The 20,909-nt window shown below is 38.3% G+C and carries 29 protein-coding genes; 26 read left to right on the top strand and 3 right to left on the bottom strand.

The genetic code is table 11. The features are described from left to right. The first annotated feature begins 1 nt into the window (after position 1). From lepB to J2X07_RS19275, 3 genes are all read left to right on the top strand, one after another. Complete coding sequence (gene lepB / locus J2X07_RS19285) at positions 2-556, top strand: signal peptidase I (protein ID WP_310262777.1); 555 nt, start codon at positions 2-4, stop codon at positions 554-556. Between the two features lie 45 nt (positions 557-601). Next, on the top strand, positions 602-1,102 hold the full coding sequence (locus tag J2X07_RS19280) for a DNA-3-methyladenine glycosylase I (protein WP_310262674.1): 501 nt from the start codon (positions 602-604) through the stop codon (positions 1,100-1,102). Positions 1,103-1,163: 61 nt separating this feature from the next. After that, complete coding sequence (locus J2X07_RS19275; protein ID WP_310262671.1) at positions 1,164-1,499, top strand: L,D-transpeptidase; 336 nt, start codon at positions 1,164-1,166, stop codon at positions 1,497-1,499. A 26-nt stretch (positions 1,500-1,525) separates the two neighbouring features. Here the strand turns inward: J2X07_RS19275 and J2X07_RS19270 are convergent, their stop codons facing one another. Further along, positions 1,526-1,777: a hypothetical protein gene (locus tag J2X07_RS19270; RefSeq protein ID WP_310262668.1), complete on the bottom strand. Its 252-nt coding sequence runs from the start codon at positions 1,775-1,777 to the stop codon at positions 1,526-1,528. Positions 1,778-1,792: 15 nt separating this feature from the next. After that, the gene (locus J2X07_RS19265; RefSeq protein WP_310262665.1) at positions 1,793-3,058 is read right to left on the bottom strand and encodes a helix-turn-helix domain-containing protein; all 1,266 of its coding nucleotides are present in this window, start codon (positions 3,056-3,058) and stop codon (positions 1,793-1,795) included. Between the two features lie 225 nt (positions 3,059-3,283). Here J2X07_RS19265 and J2X07_RS19260 point away from each other — a divergent pair, with 225 nt between their 5' ends. The 10 genes from J2X07_RS19260 to J2X07_RS19215 all read left to right on the top strand — a co-directional run bounded on the left by J2X07_RS19260 (position 3,284) and on the right by J2X07_RS19215 (position 10,601). Continuing rightward, positions 3,284-4,186: a hypothetical protein gene (locus tag J2X07_RS19260; RefSeq protein ID WP_310262662.1), complete on the top strand. Its 903-nt coding sequence runs from the start codon at positions 3,284-3,286 to the stop codon at positions 4,184-4,186. Between the two features lie 77 nt (positions 4,187-4,263). Beyond that, the gene (locus tag J2X07_RS19255) at positions 4,264-4,674 is read left to right on the top strand and encodes an NUDIX hydrolase (protein ID WP_310262658.1); all 411 of its coding nucleotides are present in this window, start codon (positions 4,264-4,266) and stop codon (positions 4,672-4,674) included. Between the two features lie 158 nt (positions 4,675-4,832). Beyond that, a complete protein-coding gene (locus J2X07_RS19250; protein WP_310262654.1) occupies positions 4,833-5,132 on the top strand; it encodes a hypothetical protein in 300 nt (99 codons plus the stop codon). Between the two features lie 26 nt (positions 5,133-5,158). Beyond that, complete coding sequence (locus J2X07_RS19245) at positions 5,159-6,094, top strand: magnesium transporter CorA family protein (RefSeq protein WP_310262651.1); 936 nt, start codon at positions 5,159-5,161, stop codon at positions 6,092-6,094. A 187-nt stretch (positions 6,095-6,281) separates the two neighbouring features. Next, the gene (locus J2X07_RS19240) at positions 6,282-7,490 is read left to right on the top strand and encodes a D-alanyl-D-alanine carboxypeptidase family protein (protein ID WP_310262648.1); all 1,209 of its coding nucleotides are present in this window, start codon (positions 6,282-6,284) and stop codon (positions 7,488-7,490) included. A gap of 107 nt (positions 7,491-7,597) precedes the next feature. After that, on the top strand, positions 7,598-8,083 hold the full coding sequence (locus J2X07_RS19235) for a DinB family protein (RefSeq protein ID WP_310262646.1): 486 nt from the start codon (positions 7,598-7,600) through the stop codon (positions 8,081-8,083). 432 nt (positions 8,084-8,515) lie between these two features. Continuing rightward, complete coding sequence (locus tag J2X07_RS19230; RefSeq protein ID WP_310262643.1) at positions 8,516-8,821, top strand: antibiotic biosynthesis monooxygenase family protein; 306 nt, start codon at positions 8,516-8,518, stop codon at positions 8,819-8,821. Further along, positions 8,818-9,186, top strand: coding sequence for a hypothetical protein (locus J2X07_RS19225; protein ID WP_310262640.1), 369 nt, complete (start codon positions 8,818-8,820; stop codon positions 9,184-9,186). The genes J2X07_RS19230 and J2X07_RS19225 overlap by 4 nt, the downstream gene beginning before the upstream one ends. A 21-nt stretch (positions 9,187-9,207) precedes the next feature. Further along, positions 9,208-9,855 (top strand): cobalamin B12-binding domain-containing protein, encoded by a 648-nt coding sequence (locus J2X07_RS19220; RefSeq protein ID WP_310262638.1) that lies wholly within the window; start codon positions 9,208-9,210, stop codon positions 9,853-9,855. Further along, positions 9,810-10,601 carry a hypothetical protein gene (locus tag J2X07_RS19215; RefSeq protein WP_310262637.1) on the top strand — a complete coding sequence of 264 codons (792 nt, stop codon included), beginning with the start codon at positions 9,810-9,812 and terminating at the stop codon, positions 10,599-10,601. Before J2X07_RS19220 ends, J2X07_RS19215 begins: the two co-directional genes overlap by 46 nt. A 223-nt stretch (positions 10,602-10,824) precedes the next feature. Here J2X07_RS19215 and J2X07_RS19210 read toward each other — a convergent pair whose 3' ends face one another. Beyond that, positions 10,825-11,430, bottom strand: coding sequence for a rhomboid family intramembrane serine protease (locus J2X07_RS19210; protein ID WP_310262634.1), 606 nt, complete (start codon positions 11,428-11,430; stop codon positions 10,825-10,827). Positions 11,431-11,541: 111 nt separating this feature from the next. On the opposite strand from J2X07_RS19210, the gene acpS reads away from it, so the two are divergent. The 13 genes from acpS (at position 11,542) to J2X07_RS19145 (ending at position 20,560) form a co-directional block, all read left to right on the top strand. Beyond that, a complete protein-coding gene (acpS, locus tag J2X07_RS19205; protein WP_310262631.1) occupies positions 11,542-11,901 on the top strand; it encodes a holo-ACP synthase in 360 nt (119 codons plus the stop codon). Between the two features lie 126 nt (positions 11,902-12,027). Beyond that, positions 12,028-13,041, top strand: coding sequence for a LolA family protein (locus J2X07_RS19200; protein WP_310262628.1), 1,014 nt, complete (start codon positions 12,028-12,030; stop codon positions 13,039-13,041). Between the two features lie 160 nt (positions 13,042-13,201). After that, positions 13,202-14,374, top strand: a complete 1,173-nt coding sequence (alr, locus tag J2X07_RS19195) for an alanine racemase (RefSeq protein ID WP_310262625.1) — start codon at positions 13,202-13,204, stop codon at positions 14,372-14,374. Positions 14,375-14,517: 143 nt separating this feature from the next. Further along, a complete protein-coding gene (locus J2X07_RS19190) occupies positions 14,518-14,799 on the top strand; it encodes a CopG family ribbon-helix-helix protein (RefSeq protein WP_310262621.1) in 282 nt (93 codons plus the stop codon). A gap of 3 nt (positions 14,800-14,802) precedes the next feature. Then, positions 14,803-15,153, top strand: a complete 351-nt coding sequence (locus tag J2X07_RS19185) for a type II toxin-antitoxin system PemK/MazF family toxin (protein ID WP_066239453.1) — start codon at positions 14,803-14,805, stop codon at positions 15,151-15,153. Positions 15,154-15,701: 548 nt separating this feature from the next. Continuing rightward, the gene (locus J2X07_RS19180) at positions 15,702-16,526 is read left to right on the top strand and encodes an STAS domain-containing protein (RefSeq protein WP_310262615.1); all 825 of its coding nucleotides are present in this window, start codon (positions 15,702-15,704) and stop codon (positions 16,524-16,526) included. 16 nt (positions 16,527-16,542) lie between these two features. Continuing rightward, entirely contained in the window at positions 16,543-16,899 is a 357-nt protein-coding gene (locus tag J2X07_RS19175) for an STAS domain-containing protein (protein ID WP_066239455.1), read from the top strand. Between the two features lie 2 nt (positions 16,900-16,901). Then, complete coding sequence (locus J2X07_RS19170; protein ID WP_310262599.1) at positions 16,902-17,303, top strand: anti-sigma regulatory factor; 402 nt, start codon at positions 16,902-16,904, stop codon at positions 17,301-17,303. Positions 17,304-17,314: 11 nt separating this feature from the next. Then, positions 17,315-18,322 (top strand): PP2C family protein-serine/threonine phosphatase, encoded by a 1,008-nt coding sequence (locus J2X07_RS19165; protein WP_310262596.1) that lies wholly within the window; start codon positions 17,315-17,317, stop codon positions 18,320-18,322. A gap of 61 nt (positions 18,323-18,383) precedes the next feature. Then, positions 18,384-18,716, top strand: a complete 333-nt coding sequence (locus J2X07_RS19160; protein WP_310262593.1) for an STAS domain-containing protein — start codon at positions 18,384-18,386, stop codon at positions 18,714-18,716. Next, complete coding sequence (rsbW, locus tag J2X07_RS19155) at positions 18,713-19,195, top strand: anti-sigma B factor RsbW (protein WP_310262592.1); 483 nt, start codon at positions 18,713-18,715, stop codon at positions 19,193-19,195. Before J2X07_RS19160 ends, rsbW begins: the two co-directional genes overlap by 4 nt. Further along, positions 19,161-19,952, top strand: a complete 792-nt coding sequence (gene sigB, locus J2X07_RS19150; protein WP_310262589.1) for an RNA polymerase sigma factor SigB — start codon at positions 19,161-19,163, stop codon at positions 19,950-19,952. Before rsbW ends, sigB begins: the two co-directional genes overlap by 35 nt. Beyond that, a complete protein-coding gene (locus J2X07_RS19145; RefSeq protein WP_310262587.1) occupies positions 19,949-20,560 on the top strand; it encodes a protein phosphatase 2C domain-containing protein in 612 nt (203 codons plus the stop codon). Before sigB ends, J2X07_RS19145 begins: the two co-directional genes overlap by 4 nt. Positions 20,561-20,909 lie beyond the last annotated feature (349 nt).

The following is a 20,909-nucleotide window of genomic DNA, read 5'->3' as shown; positions in this document are numbered from 1 at the left end:
GATGGAACAAGAAAAAAATACAAAACCGAGAAATGAATGGATGAGCTGGATTAAAGCAATTGTATTTGCATTGGCTTTTGTTTTTATTACGAAAACCTATTTTTTCGCTCCTTATTTAGTTGAAGGTGCATCCATGTCCCCGACACTTCACGATCAGGAAAAATTATATGTTAACAAAATTGTATACGCATTCTCTGAACCGAAAAAAGGAGATATCGTTATTATTAAAGGGGACGATAAACGCTACGTAAAGCGGATTATAGGTGTTGAGGGTGACGTGATTCAAATGAGAAATGACGTTCTTTATGTAAATAATAAAAAGATACCTGAATCCTATTTAAAAGAAAATAAATCAGAAGCGAAAAGTCTAGGTGTCTATTTAACGGAAGATTTTGGTCCATTAAAAGTACCAAAAGGTAAAGCTTTTGTTATGGGTGATAACCGATTGAACAGCATGGATTCGAGAAATGGACTGGGTCTTATTGAGCTAAACTCTATTGAGGGCCGAACAGAGGTTGTTATTTATCCATTCTCAGACATTCGAACGACTCAATAAAAGTGCAGCCTAGGCTGTGCTTTTTTTCCTGAAAGGAGAAATAACATGCAACGATGCAAGTGGAGTGAAGAAAGTGAAATGCTGCAGCAGTATCATGATGAGGAATGGGGTCAAAAAGCAGAAGGGTCCAACAAACTATTCGAGTGCTTAACACTGGAGCTGTTTCAGTCAGGATTGAGCTGGCGGACGATCTTGCATAAACGTGAGAACTTCAGAAAAGCCTTTGCAAATTTCCAGGTGGAACGTGTGAAAGATTTCAATGTGGATGATATTGAAAGATTAGTAGCAGACGTGGGGATTGTCAGACATCGAAAGAAGATTGAAGCGACCATAAAAAATGCAAACATTGTTCATGAAATCATACAAACATACGGTAGCTTTGATGCCTTTTTAGATCAATTGCCAAATGGAAAACTTGAGAAACAAAAAGCATTGCAAAAAACGTTTAAGCATGTAGGATTTACAACAGCAGAGAGTTTTTTAGAAGCGACTGGCAGGATTGCTCCTACCCACAGTGAGAATTGCTTCTTACACGTGAAGAAGTAAGCGGGTTTCAATAGGGACACACTATAAGCCTCCTGCATAAACTATTGCAGGAGGTTTGACTATGCCTTACGAAATCTTTGTTTCCACGGCTAGAAAACGGCTTGCTTTAATGAAGGATGGTACAGTGATCAAACGGTACCCGATTGGTGTTGGGAAAATGCTGACTCCCACACCGACAGGGATGTACACCATAGTAAATAAAGCACCGAATCCAGGTGGACCATACGGAGTGATGTGGATGGGATTATCCGAACCGCATTATGGAATACACGGGACCAATAATCCTGCATCCATTGGAAAAGTCGTATCCAAAGGGTGCATACGCATGTATAACAATCATGTACTAGAACTCTCCAGGTTAGTGCCAATCGGGACTAAGGTGTATATTAGCAAGTAAAAAAAGCTCTCAGAAATGAGAGCTTTTTACGTTGGATTAGGACCATCGTCAAGTGTTCTTTGAATTGAGTAGTCACCTTTAGCGATAGTTCTAGCCGGCATTGTAGGGTTAGGACCATCATCCAGAGCTGTGACTCTAGTAGGGTTAGGTCCGTCATCAATCTTAGCATATTTCACTACTTTAGTAGGGTTAGGTCCATTTTCATACGCAAATGATACTCCACCAATTGAAGCACTTATTGCAAAAGCAAAAGAAAGTGTTAATACTGTTTTTTTCATTTTTCTCCAACCTTTCTAAAAAATGTTTTTTAGAGCATTGTTTGCTCTTCGATAATACTGACTTGATTTTTTATATAAGGACTGATCGAAATATATATCAGCCAGCATTTCTGAGAATTCAGCTACATATTCCCATATATTAACCTTTTCAAAATAAGGAATGGCAGCTTTAGATAAAATTTCTTCCAACTTTTCGATATTACCATCAATTCTTTGTTCTAGAATCATAAAGTGATAGTATTGATCATCGGGAGCATTTTTACCAATAATATTTAAACCTTTATTCAACCATATTTTAGCATTATTTTTATCGTTGGCAAGAAAATATTCTCTTGCAATTAACATTATTGTGCTTATGGATTCATTATTCGGAACTTTTTGTTTTGCTTCTATACTTTTATGAAAGTATTCGAGAGCCTCTCTATGAAGACTTTGACAAGAAGCGACATAACCTAAATTGTGATAAATGACACCGTTAGTAAAGTGATCATTGAAGGCAGTGGAGTATTTTAAAGCCTGCTTTAAATGGTAATTAGCTTGGTCGTAATTTCCGACTCTTCTATTGCTTGTTCCTAAGAGTATTTGGCAGTCTGCTGAACGGCTATAATTATATTCTTTGTCAAAAATATTTATAGCTTTAAAAGCATATTGATTAACAGAAGTTACTCTACATAAATAGTTATAGGTTAAAGCAAGATGATAAAAAAGAACAGCACCTTCACTTTGTGTAATACCCGTTGTTTTTGTGTTATAAAGTACTTCAGCATCTATTAGTAAATCTAGAGCTTTTTTATATTCTCTTTTAATATTGTAATACAATGAGAGAAAATTAAGGTAATAGAATTTTAAGTCTGGAGTCATTTCAGCAAAAAAGCTTTCTGCTTTTTTTAACCGATTAAATGAACCTTCTAAATCAGGGTGTATATGATGCACCATATGAAACCGGGATAAAAACAATTCATATCTTAAGATTAAATCAGGTTCCATAACATTTTTCATTTTAGGCTGAACTGTTTCATATAAAAATGTTTCAGCCTTATCGAAATTACGATTCACCATTTGAAGATACCATTCATTTAGCATACCTAAGACCTGGTTATCGTCCATTTCCTCGGGCGAAATACCTAGACGATCACAGAGCAGGTTAATGACTTCCTCGCTTGATTTTGCGTCCCCTTTCTCAATCTTACTCAAGTATGAAACAGAGCAAATTCCCTGTGCCAGTTCTTCCTGGGTTAGGCCTTTTGTTTTTCTATAATATCTTATTCTTTGACCGACCATAAAATCCCCCTTTCAGAACTTGGGAAAATTGTCATGCAGGACCCCTAATTAACAAGTATCTTTCCTACCATTTTTCCCAATACAGTTTAAGTTGTATGTTTGATAAGATAAATATAACAGAAAATACAAAGTTTTTGCTAGAAATTGATAATTTTGATTAATTGACTATTCATAAAACAAAAGCTGAGTTGAGAACCGGCGCCAAATTTGAAGGGAGCGAGTACTATGGCCAAAATGTATAAACTTACATCACGAAATGCGGAGCAGAATGGTTCGCTGTATGTCTCCAGTAATCCTGACCAGGCCGGAAGTGTAGTAAGAAATGAGGAGAGCGAATTTGCCTATTCGGAAATTTTCATGGATAACCAAAAGAACTACTGGTTTTCCAAAAAGGCAGAAGGCAATTCAACAGATTACAAGTTGTTCATCTTTGATCATAAAAACGGCTGTTTAAAATCCCAAATGGTTAAAGGGCAGCCTAATTTTTACGAATTTGAGTCCAGCGTTGTTGTAGCTTGTGAAGGCGATGGTTCAAAAGGCTCAGTACTCATATTTACGAAGAATGGCCCTGAACTTTTAAAAGAGTGGAATGTGAACGGATATCTTTGGGAAGTCGAAATGAACAAAGACGTTCTCTACATTTCCTCTTACATTGTCGAAGAAGATCAAGCCGTATTATATATCATCCGCAACGATAAGAAAAAACGGGTGAATTTAGGAAATAACATGGCACCAACAGATATCCTCTGTATAAACAATCACGTTTACGTTTCAGGTGCACCGGTTTTATATGGTGATCCTAAAAAAATCATGGTACTTAATGAGAAGGATAAAGTAGTAAAGGAACACAAACTATCAATCTCACCTCGCGCTTTGTATTATGTAGATGGCCATATACTTGTTTACGAGTTGGATCTTTCTACAGGAAAGAGCGAACGTATCGTATATGTTAATGTAGAAACTGGTGAACAAAAGGAACATGACATTCCACATTCTAAAATCGTAGAATGTACAAATGATTCCCTTTCTTTACTGGAACAAAACAGCCGTACCTTATACACATGGGATCACTGCAACAGAAAAATTATTAACAGCCAAAAAGTAACGGAACAATATAAAGTCATTTAATCGTCAAAAAGTCCTGTGTGAATGCACAGGACTTTTTTTGTGCCATAAAGAACCTTTTTTTTAAAGGGGGAGTTTGGATGACTTGGGAAGGTGCATCTTGTATTTGTATAAATGAAGGAAAATTATTAATGGTGCTGCAAGGAAAACCTGAAGAAGATAAATTATGGTCCTTTCCTTCAGGCGGAAGAGAAGCGGATGAAAGCTTAGAAGAATGCTGCGTACGGGAAGTCTGGGAAGAGACGGGATATAAAGTGGCAATTAAGAAAAAACTGCATAAAAAAGAAGGGGTCTCTTTTGGTATTCAATATAAAGTGCAATATTTTTTAGCAGAGATTGAAAGCGGTTCCCCGGTAATTCAAGATCCGGATGGTTTAATCTACGACATAAAATGGGTATCCTTGGAGGAGTTAGATCAATTATCGCTTTCGTTTCCCGAAGATCGAGAATTTCTCATCAGCATGCTATCTAAAACGGAAGAAATTATATAGGTACATTTTTAAACCCGTTTCTAAAAGATTGTTACTTGTGAATCGTCATCAAAAAGCGAGCATCCTAGAACGGAAATCAACCACTTTAAGAGCAACAAAGATTACGAAAACAGCCTCTATTAACAAAACAGACGTTCACAGAGGAGGATAGGATTAGGATGGAAGTCGAAACGGCACTAAAAGAAGACTTAGCTCAACTAAGTACATGGTGTGAAGACGTTCCTGAAATTCAAGAAAATCTGACTCAATATTTGGATCGTGATGATACAACAATACTCATGATGAAAAATAATCAGCATATAGCAGGTATCGCCTTGCTGAAAATTAAGGAAAGACAAAAGACAGGGACGATCTGGCTTCATTTGAATGAAGAAGGTAATCATAATCATAATTTGATCATGGAGAAATCGTTAAAGTGGCTGAGGCAAAAAGGCGCTAAAGAATATGATCTTGTTTAAATAGGATACAAAGGTTGGGATCAAATATGGAACATACAAGTGTTTATGGTTGGAAATGGCACCAGCATGATTGCCATAAGGAAGAAATGCATGACTTTATTTCACCTAATAAAGGCTGTAAACAATGGCTGCAGCATGTTAAAGAAAACAAAACGAGCTATCTTCGGATTGAAAAAGATAAAGATGGAGATCTCATCATTAGAGGATCTTTAATATACAAACAAAATCCGGAAAATCAATCAGAGTTTGAAGTGTTTTACTTTTATATCCGTAAAAATTCATTCATGACAGTAGGTCTTGATTTATCACTCATTACAGGTGATTACAGAGACCCCTGTGAACATCTAATTATTGAAGAAAAAACATCAGTAGAGGGCTTTCTTGTCTTGTTAGGGGAATTGATCAATCATTTCTTAGACGGTATTGACGATTTGGAATTGAAATTGAAAGAATTGCAGCGGGATGTTCAGCAAAATAATCATACGACACTCTTAAATAGCATCTATGACAGACGCATAGAACTCATTAACTGGAGTGATTTGACCTTGCCTGTTCATGAGACCGCGATGGCGATTAAAGAGGCGTATTTGGATGAAATAACGGAAACGAATACCTTCAAAAGAATTACAACAAGAATTGACCGCACGATTACTCTTCTTTCCCATTACAGAGGCGACATCGATACGTTGTTAAATCTAGAAGACGTTCTTTCCGCTCATCGTGGTAATGAAATTATGAAAACACTGACTGTTTTTACGGTTATTTTCACTCCCGCAATGGGGCTCGGGGCGATATGGGGGATGAACTTTAAGAATATGCCAGAACTCGATTGGAAACTCGGTTATTTATATTCGATGATTTTAATCACTCTTTCAACCCTGGCCGTATATTTATGGCTTCGAATGAAAGGATGGACAGGTGACTTATTAAGAGGGAAAAAAAATCACAAACATTTTGACTAAATAATACTGCAAAATGTACGATATATAAAAGGATTCAGGCGAATATTGTCGAATGGTATCAGTTGATAATAACGCCTGTTTTTTTATGGCGAAAATTACTAAATTTCATTTTGATTTCAACCATAATAGAGAATGAATATTCAGCGAAGAGTTATATAGATTAAATGACTAACGGGAGCGGAAACAAATGAAAAGACTCATGATCTTTCTTGTTTTTTCACTTATGATGCTGGCTCAAACCCCCATTGTGCAAGCGTCCGGCGAAAACGAACCAAACATTAATAGCGAAAGTGCCGTAATGATCGATGCTAAAACGGGTGACATTTTATATCAAAAGAACAGTGCGGACAAAATGTATCCAGCAAGCATAACAAAAATCGTAACGGGTATTTTGGCTATCGAATCGGGGAAATTGAACGAATCCGTTATTGTCAGCGGTAATGCAGCTAAGGCTGATGGAACGCGTGTTTACTTAGTAGAAGGCGAGAAAGTACCATTAAAGAAACTGGTACAAGGACTTTTGATCAACTCAGGTAATGACGCTGCAATTGCCATAGCCGAATACTTAGCAGATGACATTCCTTCCTTTGCGGATAAAATGAATGATTTTGCCAAAAAAGTGGGGGCGAATCACACTCATTTTGTTAATCCGAACGGTCTTTTTGATGTAGAACATTACACAACAGCAGAGGATATGGCTAAAATCACACAATATGCGATGCGAAATAAAGAATTTCGTGAGATTGTTTCTACGAAAGAGCTTCCTTGGGTAGGTGAGGGCTGGAAAACAACCTTGCGAAACCATCAGCAATTATTGTGGGATTATCCAGGTACAATCGGAGTAAAGAACGGTTACGTGGACGAGTCTAAACACACATTAGTAACGGCTGTTTCCAGAGAGGGCTTAGACGTAATTATTGTTACTATGAAAGGGCCTTCAAGCAAAGCATCCTATTGGGATACAATGTCTATTGGAGATTACGGATTTCAAAACTTCGAGAGGCAAACCATTCCAGCAGGGACAGAGATTAAAGTGCATGACGGCAAGAAGTATGCTTTAAAAGAAGACCTGATGGTTACACTGCCAAAAGGCGAAAAACCTATAAAGCATGTAACATCTAAAGGAAAATTACAATTGAAGAACGCTGAGGGTAAAGTGCTGCTGACTCATAAATTATTTGAAGAAAAACCAGTTAAAGCAGCGGCAGTATCAACAGCAACTAAATCAGCTGAGGAAGCCGGCACACCAACCTTTTTCCATCAAGTGGTGAAAGCAAGTGTTTATTTATACAGCGGACTCCTGATATTGCTAGCGTTCTTAGTCATTATGAGAATGAGAAGCCAGAAAGTCAGACATAAGAGAATGAGACGCGTAGCAAGAAGCTATGTGAAATGAACCGTCGATTGGCGGTTCTTTTTATTTGGTATACAGCAAAGTGAAGGAAAATCTGATTACGTGAAGAATAATGTAGCATAAATCATAAATTAGGCTGGAGGATCTTTATGGTAAATGCTGCTATTTCTATGACCGAAACATTATTAGATGAATTTTATGTTATTGTACGTACAACAAGCCAATTATTAAAAAAGGCAGATGCCTCTGTGTACGATTATCGACCTGCCGAGAATATGCGAACCTTTTTAGAACTTGCAAATCATCTTGTCCAAATCCCTCATGTCGATTTAGCTATTTTACAAGAAAAATCGGAGGCGGATATCCGGAAGTTAGAAGACAAGCTACGTGCTGAAAATGAGGCAGAATTGACTCACGTACTTGAAGAAGGCTATCATTTATTAAAGTCCTACTTTCTTTCTTTATCACAAGAGGACTTTTTTCAAAAGGAAACAAAAGCCTTTTATGCAGAAAAAGGGATGTCTCAGGCGAAATGGCTTGTTGAAATTGTTACCCACGCCTTTCATCACAGAGGGCAATTATTTACGTATCTCAAACAAACGAAACATGATGTGAACATGTTTGATCTCTATTAATCACCACCGGAACGATTCCGGTGTTTTTCTTTTTTTCTGTAATTAATCATCTTTTGTGAAGGCTATTTTCTGAAAGATTGCTGCTTTTAGATAATTTTCGTAAAGAGCTTCATTGACAAGTTGATTGGAGTGCATGGTGCGAGACTCCTCGAAAATGAACTACAATTTTCTTCGTGCGATATAATCCTGCCGAAGCTTTCCTTGTCCTGCGGGATCAGGGTGACAGGAGAGACCGTTCAAAGTCGCAAAGCGACGAAGGGGCTCACCGCACGCCCCGCGGAAAGCGAGCATCCTGAAACGGAAGTCAACTACTTTCAAAAGCAACAAAGTATGCGAAAAAGCTTTTGTGAAAGAGGAAATTTTCTTTTTATATTGAATTCTTAATAACAGAAACTTGTTAACTTTATTAAATACACCTAAGAGGTGATAATTATGTACACAGTCTTTTCAACATTTGATGTTCCAAATGAAAAAGCCGAAGAAGTGATAAATATATATAAAAATCGTTCAAGATCGGTAGACAACGCTGAAGGATTTGTAGATTTCTTGCTTTTGCAAAATGATAAAAGAGCTGGTGAACTTACCGTGCAGCTTATCTTTTCCACGAAAGAAGATTATTTAAAGTGGGTAAGAAGCGAGGAGTTTAAAAAGATCCATGATCTAGAGAAGAAATATCCCGACAAAGAATTAGCAGCTGTTATCCCGACTGTTAAACAATATAAGGTGGTTGCCAAATGACGTCATTGAATATTAATGAGATGGTCGAGAAAGTAACCGAAAAGATATATGAAAAAGACCCTTCTTTAGATGAAAGATATGGTGATAAAGGTCGAACGAAATGCATCGAAGACAATCACCATCATTTTAAACATCTAGAAACCGCTTATGAGCTGGATAATGCGGCATTCTTTACAGACTATGCTTTATGGTTAGACGGAATTCTACAAAAGTTCGGAATGAGTACTGAGTTATTATGTGATAATTTTCATTTTATTATAGAAGTATTAAAAGAAGAAAAGGTAGAAAATCCTAGAGTCGAAGTGTATATAGATTACTTAAACCAAGCAATCAATATTCTTAGTAAGAAAGCGGCGACTGGGTGACCGAAAGGGGGTCGTCTGAGTATGGCGACATCAAATGCTGAGAAACTAGCACGTTTATTCTTAGAAGGCAATCAAGCTGCTGCACTTCATTTCATAAAACAACAGCCCAATCAGAATCGCATGTCATTATTTCAGAATTTGTTTACCCCGGCAATGTACTTGATTGGAGATCTGTGGGAAAATAACGAAATTTCTGTAGCGGATGAACATCTGGCAACTGGCGTTTGCGATTTTGTGCTTTCAAGACTTTTTCAAATATCAACAGAGACCACAAGCGACCACAAATCCATGTTTTTTTGTTTGCAAGGTGAACAGCATTACCTTGGAATCAAGATGATCAATAGTCTTTTTGAAGAAAATGGCTGGCAAACGAGGTATTTCGGTGCGAGTTTGCCTTTAGAATATGCACTTAAAACTGCTTTACAGTGGAAGCCTGAGGTTATTGGTCTGTCCGTTTCCATTGTCTATAACTTGCCTGTACTAAAAAACTATGTGCGGACATTAAGCGCTTTGCCTCATAAGCCCGTAATATTGATTGGCGGCAGGCTAGCGGAGAAATACGATTTAATTCCTTATACCAATCACCAGGGTATAATCATGAAGAATTTGGATGAAGTGGACCAATGGCTGAATACGTATACGGTAGAAAGGGTCAATGTCAGAAGATGAACGATGTAATACCCGTACCCTACTTACAAATGACGATGCATGGTGACATCCAGTTCCTTTCTAAAAAAGCGGAAGAGATGCTGCATGAAGGCATCAAAACAATCACCGACTGTTTTGATGATGAAAGTCATAAGAAACTCTTGAAATTCATGATGCCATTTGAAGGCGACAAAAGTTTTGAAGCGAACGTTAAGAGTAAAAATGACCCCTTTCTTTTATGCGACATCCATGTTTCATGGCAGAATGATTATGCATACGTGGTTTTCATTCCGATCAGTAAACATGTAAAATCACTGGAAGAAAAACTTTCCGACCTTCGATTAAGACTTTCTTCTACCGATTTTGAGCTTTTTGAGAAAAAAGAAGCCTTGGAAATGGCGATAAAGCGTTTAGATGAACTCTCTGGACCGTTCATTCCCATTTCAGAAAAAATTGCTTTCGTTCCTATATTCGGTGACATTACCGAAAGTAAGATGATTACCGTAACAGGAAATGCGTTGAAATCCGCTTATGAAGGGCAATATGACGAAATATTTTTTGATTTATCCGCAACAGGTGAGATTGATCTGGACGGTGTGAAGAAATTGAGCGAACTCTTTCGCATGCTCCAATATATGAACGGCAGACCGGTTAAAATATTAGGTGTTAAGCCAAAGCATGCACGTCAATTGAACGATTTTGATGTGGATTGGCCTGTATTTTATGAATCATCGTTAAAAGAAGTATTGCTGGGTTCTAATAATTGAAAAAAAGACTCATAAAGCTGCTGAATTAGAGCTCTTTGAGTCTTTTTTTATTTATATTTGTATGCCTGTAAGACATAATCCACCGAGTTTTGACAATTATTCACCGAGAATATCGATTAATCCACCGAGTTTCGGTTATAATCCACCGAGAATTTACCATATATCCCCGAGTCGACAAAAATTTCCATAAGCTAACTAAAATGCGGGTTGCAGGTTATACTTTTCAGTTCCTTTTCCCTCTCCGTTTCAACGTTGCCAGAATAATCGGGGCAAGGGCAGCTCCCCCAATCAGTCCGAATAGATGGCCTAAAACATTGATTCGCTCGCTCATGAATGTTGAAACCAAACTGATTGCCAAAACAACCAAAAGAATCTGTGTGTTTGCCTTATCAATATAGTGCTTTTTGTTGTAAACCATGTAAACATAAATACCGAACAAACCAAAAATTGCACCTGAAGCACCGATATGTGCGTATGACAAAGGAAGCATAAGCAAGGTGGCAATATTAGCGATTAATCCTGAACCCACATAACCAATCAAAAAACGCACTTTGCCAAGTATTTGTTCAAGAGCTGGACCAAACAATAATAATGAAAACGAGTTAAAGATTAAGTGACCTGCAGCCTCATGCGTAATGATTGGTGTGAATAACCGCCAGTACTCTCCTTGAGAAATATAATAATTAGACCCGACCATAAAATAGTACACAGAAGTGCTAAAAGGGGTAAAATTAATAAGAAGAAACACGATAATATGAGCGGCTATCAAAAAAGTGATAATGGGATAACGGCGAATAAAGGTTTGGAAACTTTCATCTCTTACAAACATACGGACAACTCACCCTTTTATTTAGAGTTTTTTTTATTATATATTCATCTATCTCAAGTTTACCATGCGAAAAGTTTTTGGGCTAAGATCTAGTGTAAAGGAGTAAAGTTCATGATTGTTGGAACAGGTATCGATATTATTGAAATGAAGCGGATAAAGCAGGTTGCACAGCATCAAGTGCGGTTTGCCGAGAGAATTTTAACCCCTTTTGAACTTGGGAAATTTAATGCACTCACAGGCAACAGAAAGCTGGAATACTTAGCAGGCAGGTTTTCTGCAAAAGAAGCCATGGCAAAAGCCTTAGGTGTCGGGATCGGTGCCGATCTTTCGTGGCACGACATGGAAATCAAGTCTGATGAAAAAGGAAAACCCTTTATTTCATCTCCTTATCCTTATGTATGTCATTTATCTATATCTCATACGAAGGAGTATGCCGTAGCACAAGTTATTTTAGAAAGCTCGTCAAGCTAGTCTGCATATTGTCCAGGGTTGTCTCATATATTGTAATGCGGTAGAAGGGGCAGTCCTTTGCTAGACGGCAGAGCTTGTACCCCCTTCAATGTCGAAATTACTTTGGGACAAAGGGGATGGCAAAAAATGAAAAAAACACTGTCAATGATGTTGACGGCGTTCATGCTAATGGCAATTCTGTCGGCATGCGGTGCAAAAAGCCAGAGTGATGTTTTGGACTCCTTAGAAGAAAGAATGGATTCAATGACAGGCTATAAAGCAGATGCCAAGATGACTTTGAAAACTGGGGAAAAACCACTCACGTACGACTTGGAAATCTGGTATAAAAAACCTGATTTTTATCGTGTGAGCATGAAAAACGCAGAAAAAGACCAAAGTCAGATGATTTTACGCAATAAAGATGGCGTTTTTGTATTAACACCAGCACTTAATAAAAGCTTCCGTTTCCAAAGTGATTGGCCGGAAAATAACAGTCAGGTCTATTTGTTCCAATCTCTAATCTCAGATATTTTGAACGATAGTGACAGAGGCTTTAAATCAAAAGAAAAAAGCTATGTGTTCCATACAAAAACAAATTATCAAAATAAGAACTTATACCAGCAAGAAATTACGTTGAATAAGGATTTAGATCCTACACAGGTTAGAATTATGGACCAGGATCAAAAAGAGTTAGTTAATCTTACATTCTCTAACGTAAAATACAATGCCAAATTCGATAAAAACTCTTTCGATATGGAATCAAACATGTCGAGCGCTCAGTACGAGATTCCAACTTTCTCAGGAGATGATAAAGAGTTTGAAGTCCTTTATCCTACCTATACGGCAAATTTGAATCTCATGAACGAAAAAGAAGTTGCGCTTGGCAAGAACGAGTCTAAAGTGGTCCTGAGCTATGCAAGCGGCGAAGATAAGAAATCATTTACGCTGATGCAGCAAAGAAATCAAGCAGTTGAATCGGCAGCAAGACTGACGATGCCAAGCGGCGAACCGGTGGATCTAGGATTTACAGTCGGAGCGATGACAGATCAATCCATTACATGGAACTACAATGGTGTTGATTATTTCCTGGCATCTAACTCCTTAGATCAGGATGAACTGATGGCTATCGCAAGATCTGTTTCTGGAGAGGCAGTAAAATAAATTCCTTCTTATTATATATGGAGCAATTAAACAGGCACCGGGTAATCCGGGCCTGTTTTTTACGTGATTGGAGACAGCCAAGTTTCCTTTACATATTTTTAATGAAACGGTTAAAATAAAGGACAGTAATCCGGAAGTTTTACAGGGAGGTATTTTGAAAGTGGATAAACATCATTTTTTTAGAGATACATGGGCTGAAATAAACTTGGATGATATAAGCAAAAACGTACAATCATTCAAAAAACATCTCCCTGATGATAAAATTATGGCAGTTGTAAAGGCGAATGGGTACGGGCACGATGCCTATCAAACCGCAGTCACAGCACTGGAATCAGGAGCAGAGTATTTAGCCGTTGCCATACTCGATGAAGCAATTGCTTTAAGAAAACGAGGAATTTCTGCACCGATTTTGGTTATGAACCGTATTCGTCCTGAATATGTTAATCTTGCGGCAGAAAATGAGTTGAGTATAACTGTTTTTCATAAAGAATGGATTCATGAAGCGATTTCTTATATGAAGGAAACGAATCTAACATTAAACCTTCACATCAAGCTTGATACCGGTATGGGGCGTGTTGGCATAAAAGACGAGGAAGAACTTCTTGATATGGCTTCGCTTATAGATAAGTCTTCTAACCTTCATTTTGAGGGTATTTTTACTCACTTTGCTACAGCAGATGAATGGGATTCTGCTTTGTTTGATGAGCAGACAAAAAGATTTAAAAATCAAGTGGAGACCCTTAAAAAACGGGGATTCGCACCGCCGCTGATTCATTGTGCCAATAGTGCGGCTTCACTTCGAAAAGTAAAAGGGCCATTTAATCTCGTAAGACTCGGAATCAGTATGTACGGATTAGCTCCATCTATGGAGATAAAAAAAGCACTGCCGTTTCCTCTGGCAGAAGCATTTAGTCTGCATACAAGACTGATTCATGTTAAAAAACTGATGCCTGGGGATACTGTAAGCTATGGAGCTACTTATACAGCAAAAGAAGAAGAATGGGTCGGTACACTCCCAATCGGTTATGCAGATGGCTGGCAAAGAAGACTATCACCTGGAGCAAGTGTGCTGATTGATGGCGAGCGGATGCCGATTATCGGAAGAATATGCATGGATCAGTGCATGGTACGGCTATCGAACAGAAAAGAAGTAGGGGAACTTGTTACATTAATCGGCAGACAAGAAGATGAACGGATAGAGATGGATGAAGTAGCTGCATTAGCAAATACGATAAATTATGAAATTCCGTGTTTAATTTCTTCACGAGTGCCGAGGGTTTTTGTGAAAAATGGTCGAATTTCAGAAAATATGAATGTAATTTTAAATTTTTAGCAGAATATTAGAAGGACTAATAAAAAGTTTGTAGAATAAATACTTTGAAATCGCTTTGCAAATGGAATATTGAAGTGATAATATTGAATGTGGTTAAAAGGAATTTGATCGTATAGTATAGCTTTGCGCTGGAGGTGTAGGTTGTGTCCGAATTGAACACAAAAAGGATCGTCATTAGTCTTCCTCAGAAATTGCTTAGTGAGGTTGATCGCGTCATTAAAAAGGAAAATTTGGACCGCAGCGAATTCATCCATCAAGCTACTGAAATGTATCTTCGCGAGCGGAAGAACAAGCGTCAGTTTCGAGATGAGATGAGACAAGGTTACATGGAAATGGCTAAGATCAATCTAACGATTGCCTCAGAAGCATTTTTGTTAGAGGAGGAAGCCGATCATACCTTGGACCGCTTAGTTAGCGGGGTGTAGTCCTTGATAGTCAAACGCGGAGATGTTTACTTTGCAGATCTTTCACCGGTAGTAGGTTCAGAACAAGGCGGAATTCGCCCTGTACTGATTATCCAGAATGATATCGGTAACCGTTTTAGCCCTACTGTTATAGTTGCTGCAATCACAGCTCAAATACAAAAAGCGAAACTACCAACACATGTTGAAATAGATTCAAAAAAATACGGCTTTGAACGGGATTCGGTTATATTGCTTGAACAGATTAGAACCATTGACAAGCAAAGATTAACAGATAAGATAACACAACTGGATGAAGATATGATGCGCAGGGTAGACGACGCATTGCAGATCAGTACTGGTCTGGTTGATTTTTAAATTTATATGAGGCTCTTTGAGAAACTGTCTGGCAAAACTGTCTGACGGTTTTTTATTTTATTTTAAGGCTCTTTTCTAAAAGGTTGTTGCTTATGGGTCATTTTATAATTTGACTTCAATGGTAAGTTGATTGGAGTGCAAGGTGCGAGACTCCTGCGGGACAGGCGGGCAGTCCGAAAAGCGGAAGCGGTTTGGTCAGCCCCGACAAGCAAAAGGGGAATGGGCTAAGAAGGCGCTTTTTGCCTTCGGGACCATTAAACTTTTGACCTCGAGGGGCTAACCGCTGCAGCTAGACAGGTGAGACACTTATAAGTGAAACGTACGAATGTGGCTCACCGTCTGCCCCGCGGAAAGCGAGTAACCTGGAACGGAAATCAACTACTAAGAAAAAAACAAAAATTGCGAAAAGAACTTTATTTTTATATATAAAATGTTTAACTTATAAAAAAATGGGTTATATATCCAAGGTTAGAAAAGAGTAAACATTGCAGAAAATTATTATAAATGAAATAATGAAATAGAAACTATGCAGTGGGGGTGCAGAATAATTGGACAACTTGATTGTGCAAATGATTAATGAAAATCAAGAAACCCTTAAAAATAATTGGCTCGATGAAGTCAACATTTTTAAAGAAAAAGAATTAGTTGCGGCTTCTACCACTATGAAACTTAGTGAAGAAACAGATCAGCAATTCTTTGAGTTACTCATCAAACACATAAACTACCATGATATATCCAAGGATGGTACTCTTGATCAATTTTTTGATCAAGTTCTTCATACTGGTCTGCCGTTAAGTTATTTAACGCAAGGCCTGCAGGCGGCACGCCGTGTTATTGTCAACTTTTTAGTTGAAAGGATTTCTGATAAAGAAAGGCTAATTACGATTTATCGAGAAATCGACACATGGCTAGATCCTATTTTAAACCGTGTGGTAGAAAACTCTTCCCAAATTTGGGAAAGAACCGTTTCCATTCAAAAAACAGCGTTGCTGGAGCTGACTGCTCCGCTTATTCCTGTTTTTCAAAATATTAGTGTCATGCCATTAATCGGTTCGATTGATACGGAGCGCGCTAAATTAATCATGGAAAACTTATTGAATGGAGTTATCAAGTATCGGTCTGAAGTCGTTTTAATCGATATTACGGGAGTTCCTGTCGTTGATACGATGGTTGCTCATCATATTATCCAGGCTGCAGATGCCGTACGTTTACTAGGATCCAAGTGTATCCTGGTTGGAATTCGTCCTGAAATTGCTCAGACGATTGTCAGTCTTGGCATTGACTTGAGTTTGTTCCCGACGAAAAGCTCTCTTCAAAAGGGTATGGAAAGTGCTTTGGAATATACAAACCAAAAGTTAGTAAGCAATAAATAGGGAGTGAATGGATAAAATGAGAATTCCTATTTTGAAATTGCATGAATATTTATTGATAACAATTCAAGTCGAAATGGATGATCAAACAGCACTTCAATTTCAAGAAGACTTGTTAAATAAAATTCATGATACAGGTGCTAAGGGTGTTGTTATTGATTTAACATCCGTTGACATGATTGATTCATTTATAGCAAAAGTCCTTGGAGACGTAGTAAGAATGTCAAAATTAATGGGTGCACAGGTAGTGCTAACTGGCATACAGCCAGCAGTAGCTATTACTTTAATCGATCTTGGAATTTCAATGAGAGAAGTTTCAACAGCACTTGACTTAGAACAGGGGCTTGATAAATTGCGTCTGGAACTGGAGGGATGATTATGGACATCCAATCCTGTGTAGAAGTACGCAATGAGTGGGACATCGTAAGTGCCCGGCAGCTTGGAAGAAACATGGCAAAAGAGCTGGGTTTCGGAAATGTTGACCAGGCAAGAATCACAACTGCTATTTCTGAACTTGCCCGTAACATCTATTTGTACGCAGGTAAAGGCAAGATATGTATAGAACCAATTGATCAATTAGGAAAAAAAGGTCTTCGCATTATAGCGATAGATAATGGACCAGGGATCCGAGAAATCCGAAAAGTTATGCAGGATGGCTACACGACTTCTGGCGGCTTAGGTGCAGGATTACCAGGTGTGAAGCGTTTAATGGACGAATTTTCGATCGAATCCACTGTTGATGTGGGAACGGAGATTTCTGCTACTAAATGGCTTCGTTAGGAGGAAAGCTCTTGACTGCAAAAGATGCACTAACTGAACGTTACCAAGACCTATTATCGGTCTATCTAAAAGCAAAAAACGAAACGACCCTATATAAAGGTCAGCAATTTAGCAGAAAATTGCTTGAACAGCAAATCTCTCCGGAAGACCTTGTCAGCTTGCACATTCAAGTGATGGACGAGCTTTTTCCAGATATGTCTGATGAAATGAGAGATTCTTTTGATTTTCTTTTAGAAGCAATGATTGGCTATGGTTTCGCTTATCGCGAACACCAAAGCTTGCGAGATAAACAGCAGCAGCTGGAGTCTGAAATTGAAGTTGCAGCGAGCATGCAGCAGACATTGCTCTTAAGTGATGTACCTCAGTTTGATGAGCTGGATATTGGCGTTGTCAGTGTTCCAGCTAAGAAAATGAACGGTGACTATTTCAATTTTGTAAAAAGTGGAAATAGCCTTAGTGTAGCTGTGGCTGATATAATTGGCAAGGGCATACCTGCTGCACTATGTATGTCGATGATAAAATACGCGATGGACAGTCTTCCTGAAGAACAAATGAAACCGCATTTGCTTTTGGAAAACTTAAATCGAGTAGTGGAACAAAACGTAAATAGCAATATGTTTATTACGATGTTTCACGGTGTATATGAACCCGAGACCCATAAGTTTTTCTATGCTGGAGCGGGTCATGAACCTGGTTTTATTTATAATGCGCAAGCAGATCAGTTCGAGGATCTAATCGCTAAAGGGCTAGTACTCGGAGTGTCACGGTCAACAACCTATCATCCTTATGAAAAAGAAATCCTATTAGGTGATATGGTTATCTTGCTTTCTGACGGTGTTACCGAATGCCGGACAAGCAAAGGCTTTATCGAAAGAGAAGAAATTGTAACACTTATTCGGAAGTACATGGATCTGCCAGCTCAGCAGATTGTTGAAAACGTGTTTAAAGAATTAGACCGTTTACAGGAATTTGAGCTTAGAGATGACTTCACTTTAATTATTTTAAAACGAATTGTTTAACACTTACTGGAATAGGGAAGTGTACCTTATCGGTTTCTAATTAAAGCCTGGGGGGAAAATAATGAATTTACAAATTAGCCAACGCCAAATAGATGCAACACACGAATTAGCTTTATCTGGAGAAGTTGATGCTTATACAGCTCCGAAGTTAAAAGAAGTTATGCTTCCATTAACAGAAAAAGAAGGAAATACCGTTATCGTTGACCTTTCTGGTATTGATTATATGGATAGTACAGGATTAGGTATTTTTGTTGGAGCGTTAAAATCATCAAAAGCTAACAATAGTTTATTAAAACTTCGTGGGATGACAGATCGGGTAAAACGAATTTTTGAAATTACCGGTTTAACAGAAGTGATGGACATTGAAAGCGGAGTAAAGGGGGAGGCGCTATGAGAACAGCGTCCGACTATATTGAAATGAACGTTCCCGCAAAACCGGAATACGTCGGTGTAGTCCGATTAACGATTTCCGGTTTAGCGAACAGAATGGGCTTTTCATTTGATGAGATTGAAGATATTAAAATTGCAGTTTCTGAAGCTTGTACGAATGTTGTTAATCATGCTTACAAAGATGTAGAAAAAGGGCAAGTTCGAATTGCCTGCAATATTTATGAAGATTGCTTGGAAATTACAGTTGTCGACCAAGGAAATAGTTTTGATGTTGAATCTATCTCAGAAAATCTTGGCCCAGTAGATGGTAAATCTGTTGATCAATTGAACGAAGGAGGTTTAGGCCTTTTTCTCATAGATACATTAATGGACAAGGTAGAAATAAAAAGTGAAGCCGGCGTCATGGTAACAATGACTAAGTATCTTCACAGAGATGAGGTGGAGGAACATGTCGACAGAATCTCGCCAGCGCCTTCACAGTAAAGAGCAAGTATATGAGTGGATTGATCAATTGCAGGAGGATCCAACAAATGAAGTGATCCAAACGAATTTGGTTCTGCAATATCAAGACTTAGTCCATTCACTTGCCCGAAAATTTTCTAAAGGGAAAAGCATCCATGATGATTTAGTTCAAGTCGGTATGATTGGCTTGCTAGCCGCGTTTAGAAGATACGATAAAACGTTTGGCAGATCGTTTGAATCGTTTGCTGTACCTACGATAGTGGGTGAAATCAAACGTTTCATTCGCGACAAAACATGGAGTGTACATGTACCGCGCAGAATTAAAGAGTTAGGACCTAGAATTAAAAAGGCAGTTGAAGAATTAACAACTAGCCTGCAAAGATCTCCTAAAATCGCAGAAATCGCTGACTATCTTGAAGTTTCTGAGGAAGAAGTGCTGGAAACAATGGAGATGGGTAAAAGTTATCAAGCCCTTTCAGTAGATAGTTCAATTGAAGCTGATCAAGAAGGAAGTACTGTAACACTTCTTGACCTTGTGGGTTCAGCCGATGCTGGTTATGATCAGATTGATAAAAGAATGCTTTTAGAAAAAGCGTTTGCTGTTCTTTCTGAACGTGAGCGTGAAATTCTCCAATGCACGTATTTCGAGAATTTAAGCCAGAAGGAAACAGGAGAAAGACTTGAGATTTCTCAAATGCATGTATCAAGGCTGCAAAGAAGAGCATTGGAGAAATTGAAAGAGGCACTGAGAGTATCACCTTCGGAGGCGCTTAGATGATCGAACACCAAAAGTATAAAAAAGCAACGGTCTCCTCTTATCAGATAGCAAAAAAGGGGAATGACCTTTGCGGCGATAGTTTTTATACAAAGGAAACAGACAATTATTTAATTTGTGCTGTGGCGGATGGTCTTGGAAGCGGAAAACTTGCGAAAGACGCATCTGGAAAAGCGACTGAAATTATTGATCTGAACCATGATGAACCAGTAGAGCGATTGATGTTCTTATGTAATGAAGGGATGCGTCAAACACGCGGTGCTGTTATTGCAATCGTAAAAGTGGATTATATAAACAAGATGGCCACCTTTTCAGGGGTTGGAAACATTCGTTTTATGATTTCAACTGAAAGACAGCGTGCGGTGCATCCTTTGCCAAAATTAGGTTTTCTTGCAGGTAAACCGGAAAAGTTTAAGATTCAAGAATTTAAATTTGAAAGAGAACTTTCATTTATGCTCTATTCTGACGGGATGGATATCCATACCGTAAGCCGTTCACTTCTTACGAAAATGATTTCACCAAAAGAATCGGTGAATTATATAAGCGCATTACCGCAAGAGATTAATGACGATGCTACAGTTTTAGTAGGACAAGTTAATCTGGAAGAATAGCGAAACATCATCCTTGGTTAAATTAGGATGGTGTTTTTGTTTTTTTGGTGATTGATAAGCTGCGAATCTCTTTGTCAGTTTTGATTCTGCGGTACTCACGTATGAGAAATACGCTCCGTTTCCTCGAACCTTCACTTCCTCGACCTTCTTGCTTCTAAATCACCAAAAGATTTGAAGTGGAAGATAAGCTGCGAATCTCTTTGTCAGTTTTGATTCTGCGGTACTCACGTATGAGAAATACGCTCCGTTTCCTAGAACCTTCACTTCCTCGACCTTCTTGCTTCTAAATCACCAAAAGATTTGAAGTGGAAGATAAGCTGCGAATCTCTTTGTCAGTTTTGATTCTGCG

The sequence above is a fragment of the Fictibacillus barbaricus genome (assembly GCF_031457135.1).
Classification (GTDB): domain Bacteria; phylum Bacillota; class Bacilli; order Bacillales; family Fictibacillaceae; genus Fictibacillus; species Fictibacillus barbaricus_A.
The sequence above is the reverse complement of the archived record's forward strand: the minus strand, read 5'-3'. Positions and strand labels throughout refer to the sequence as shown.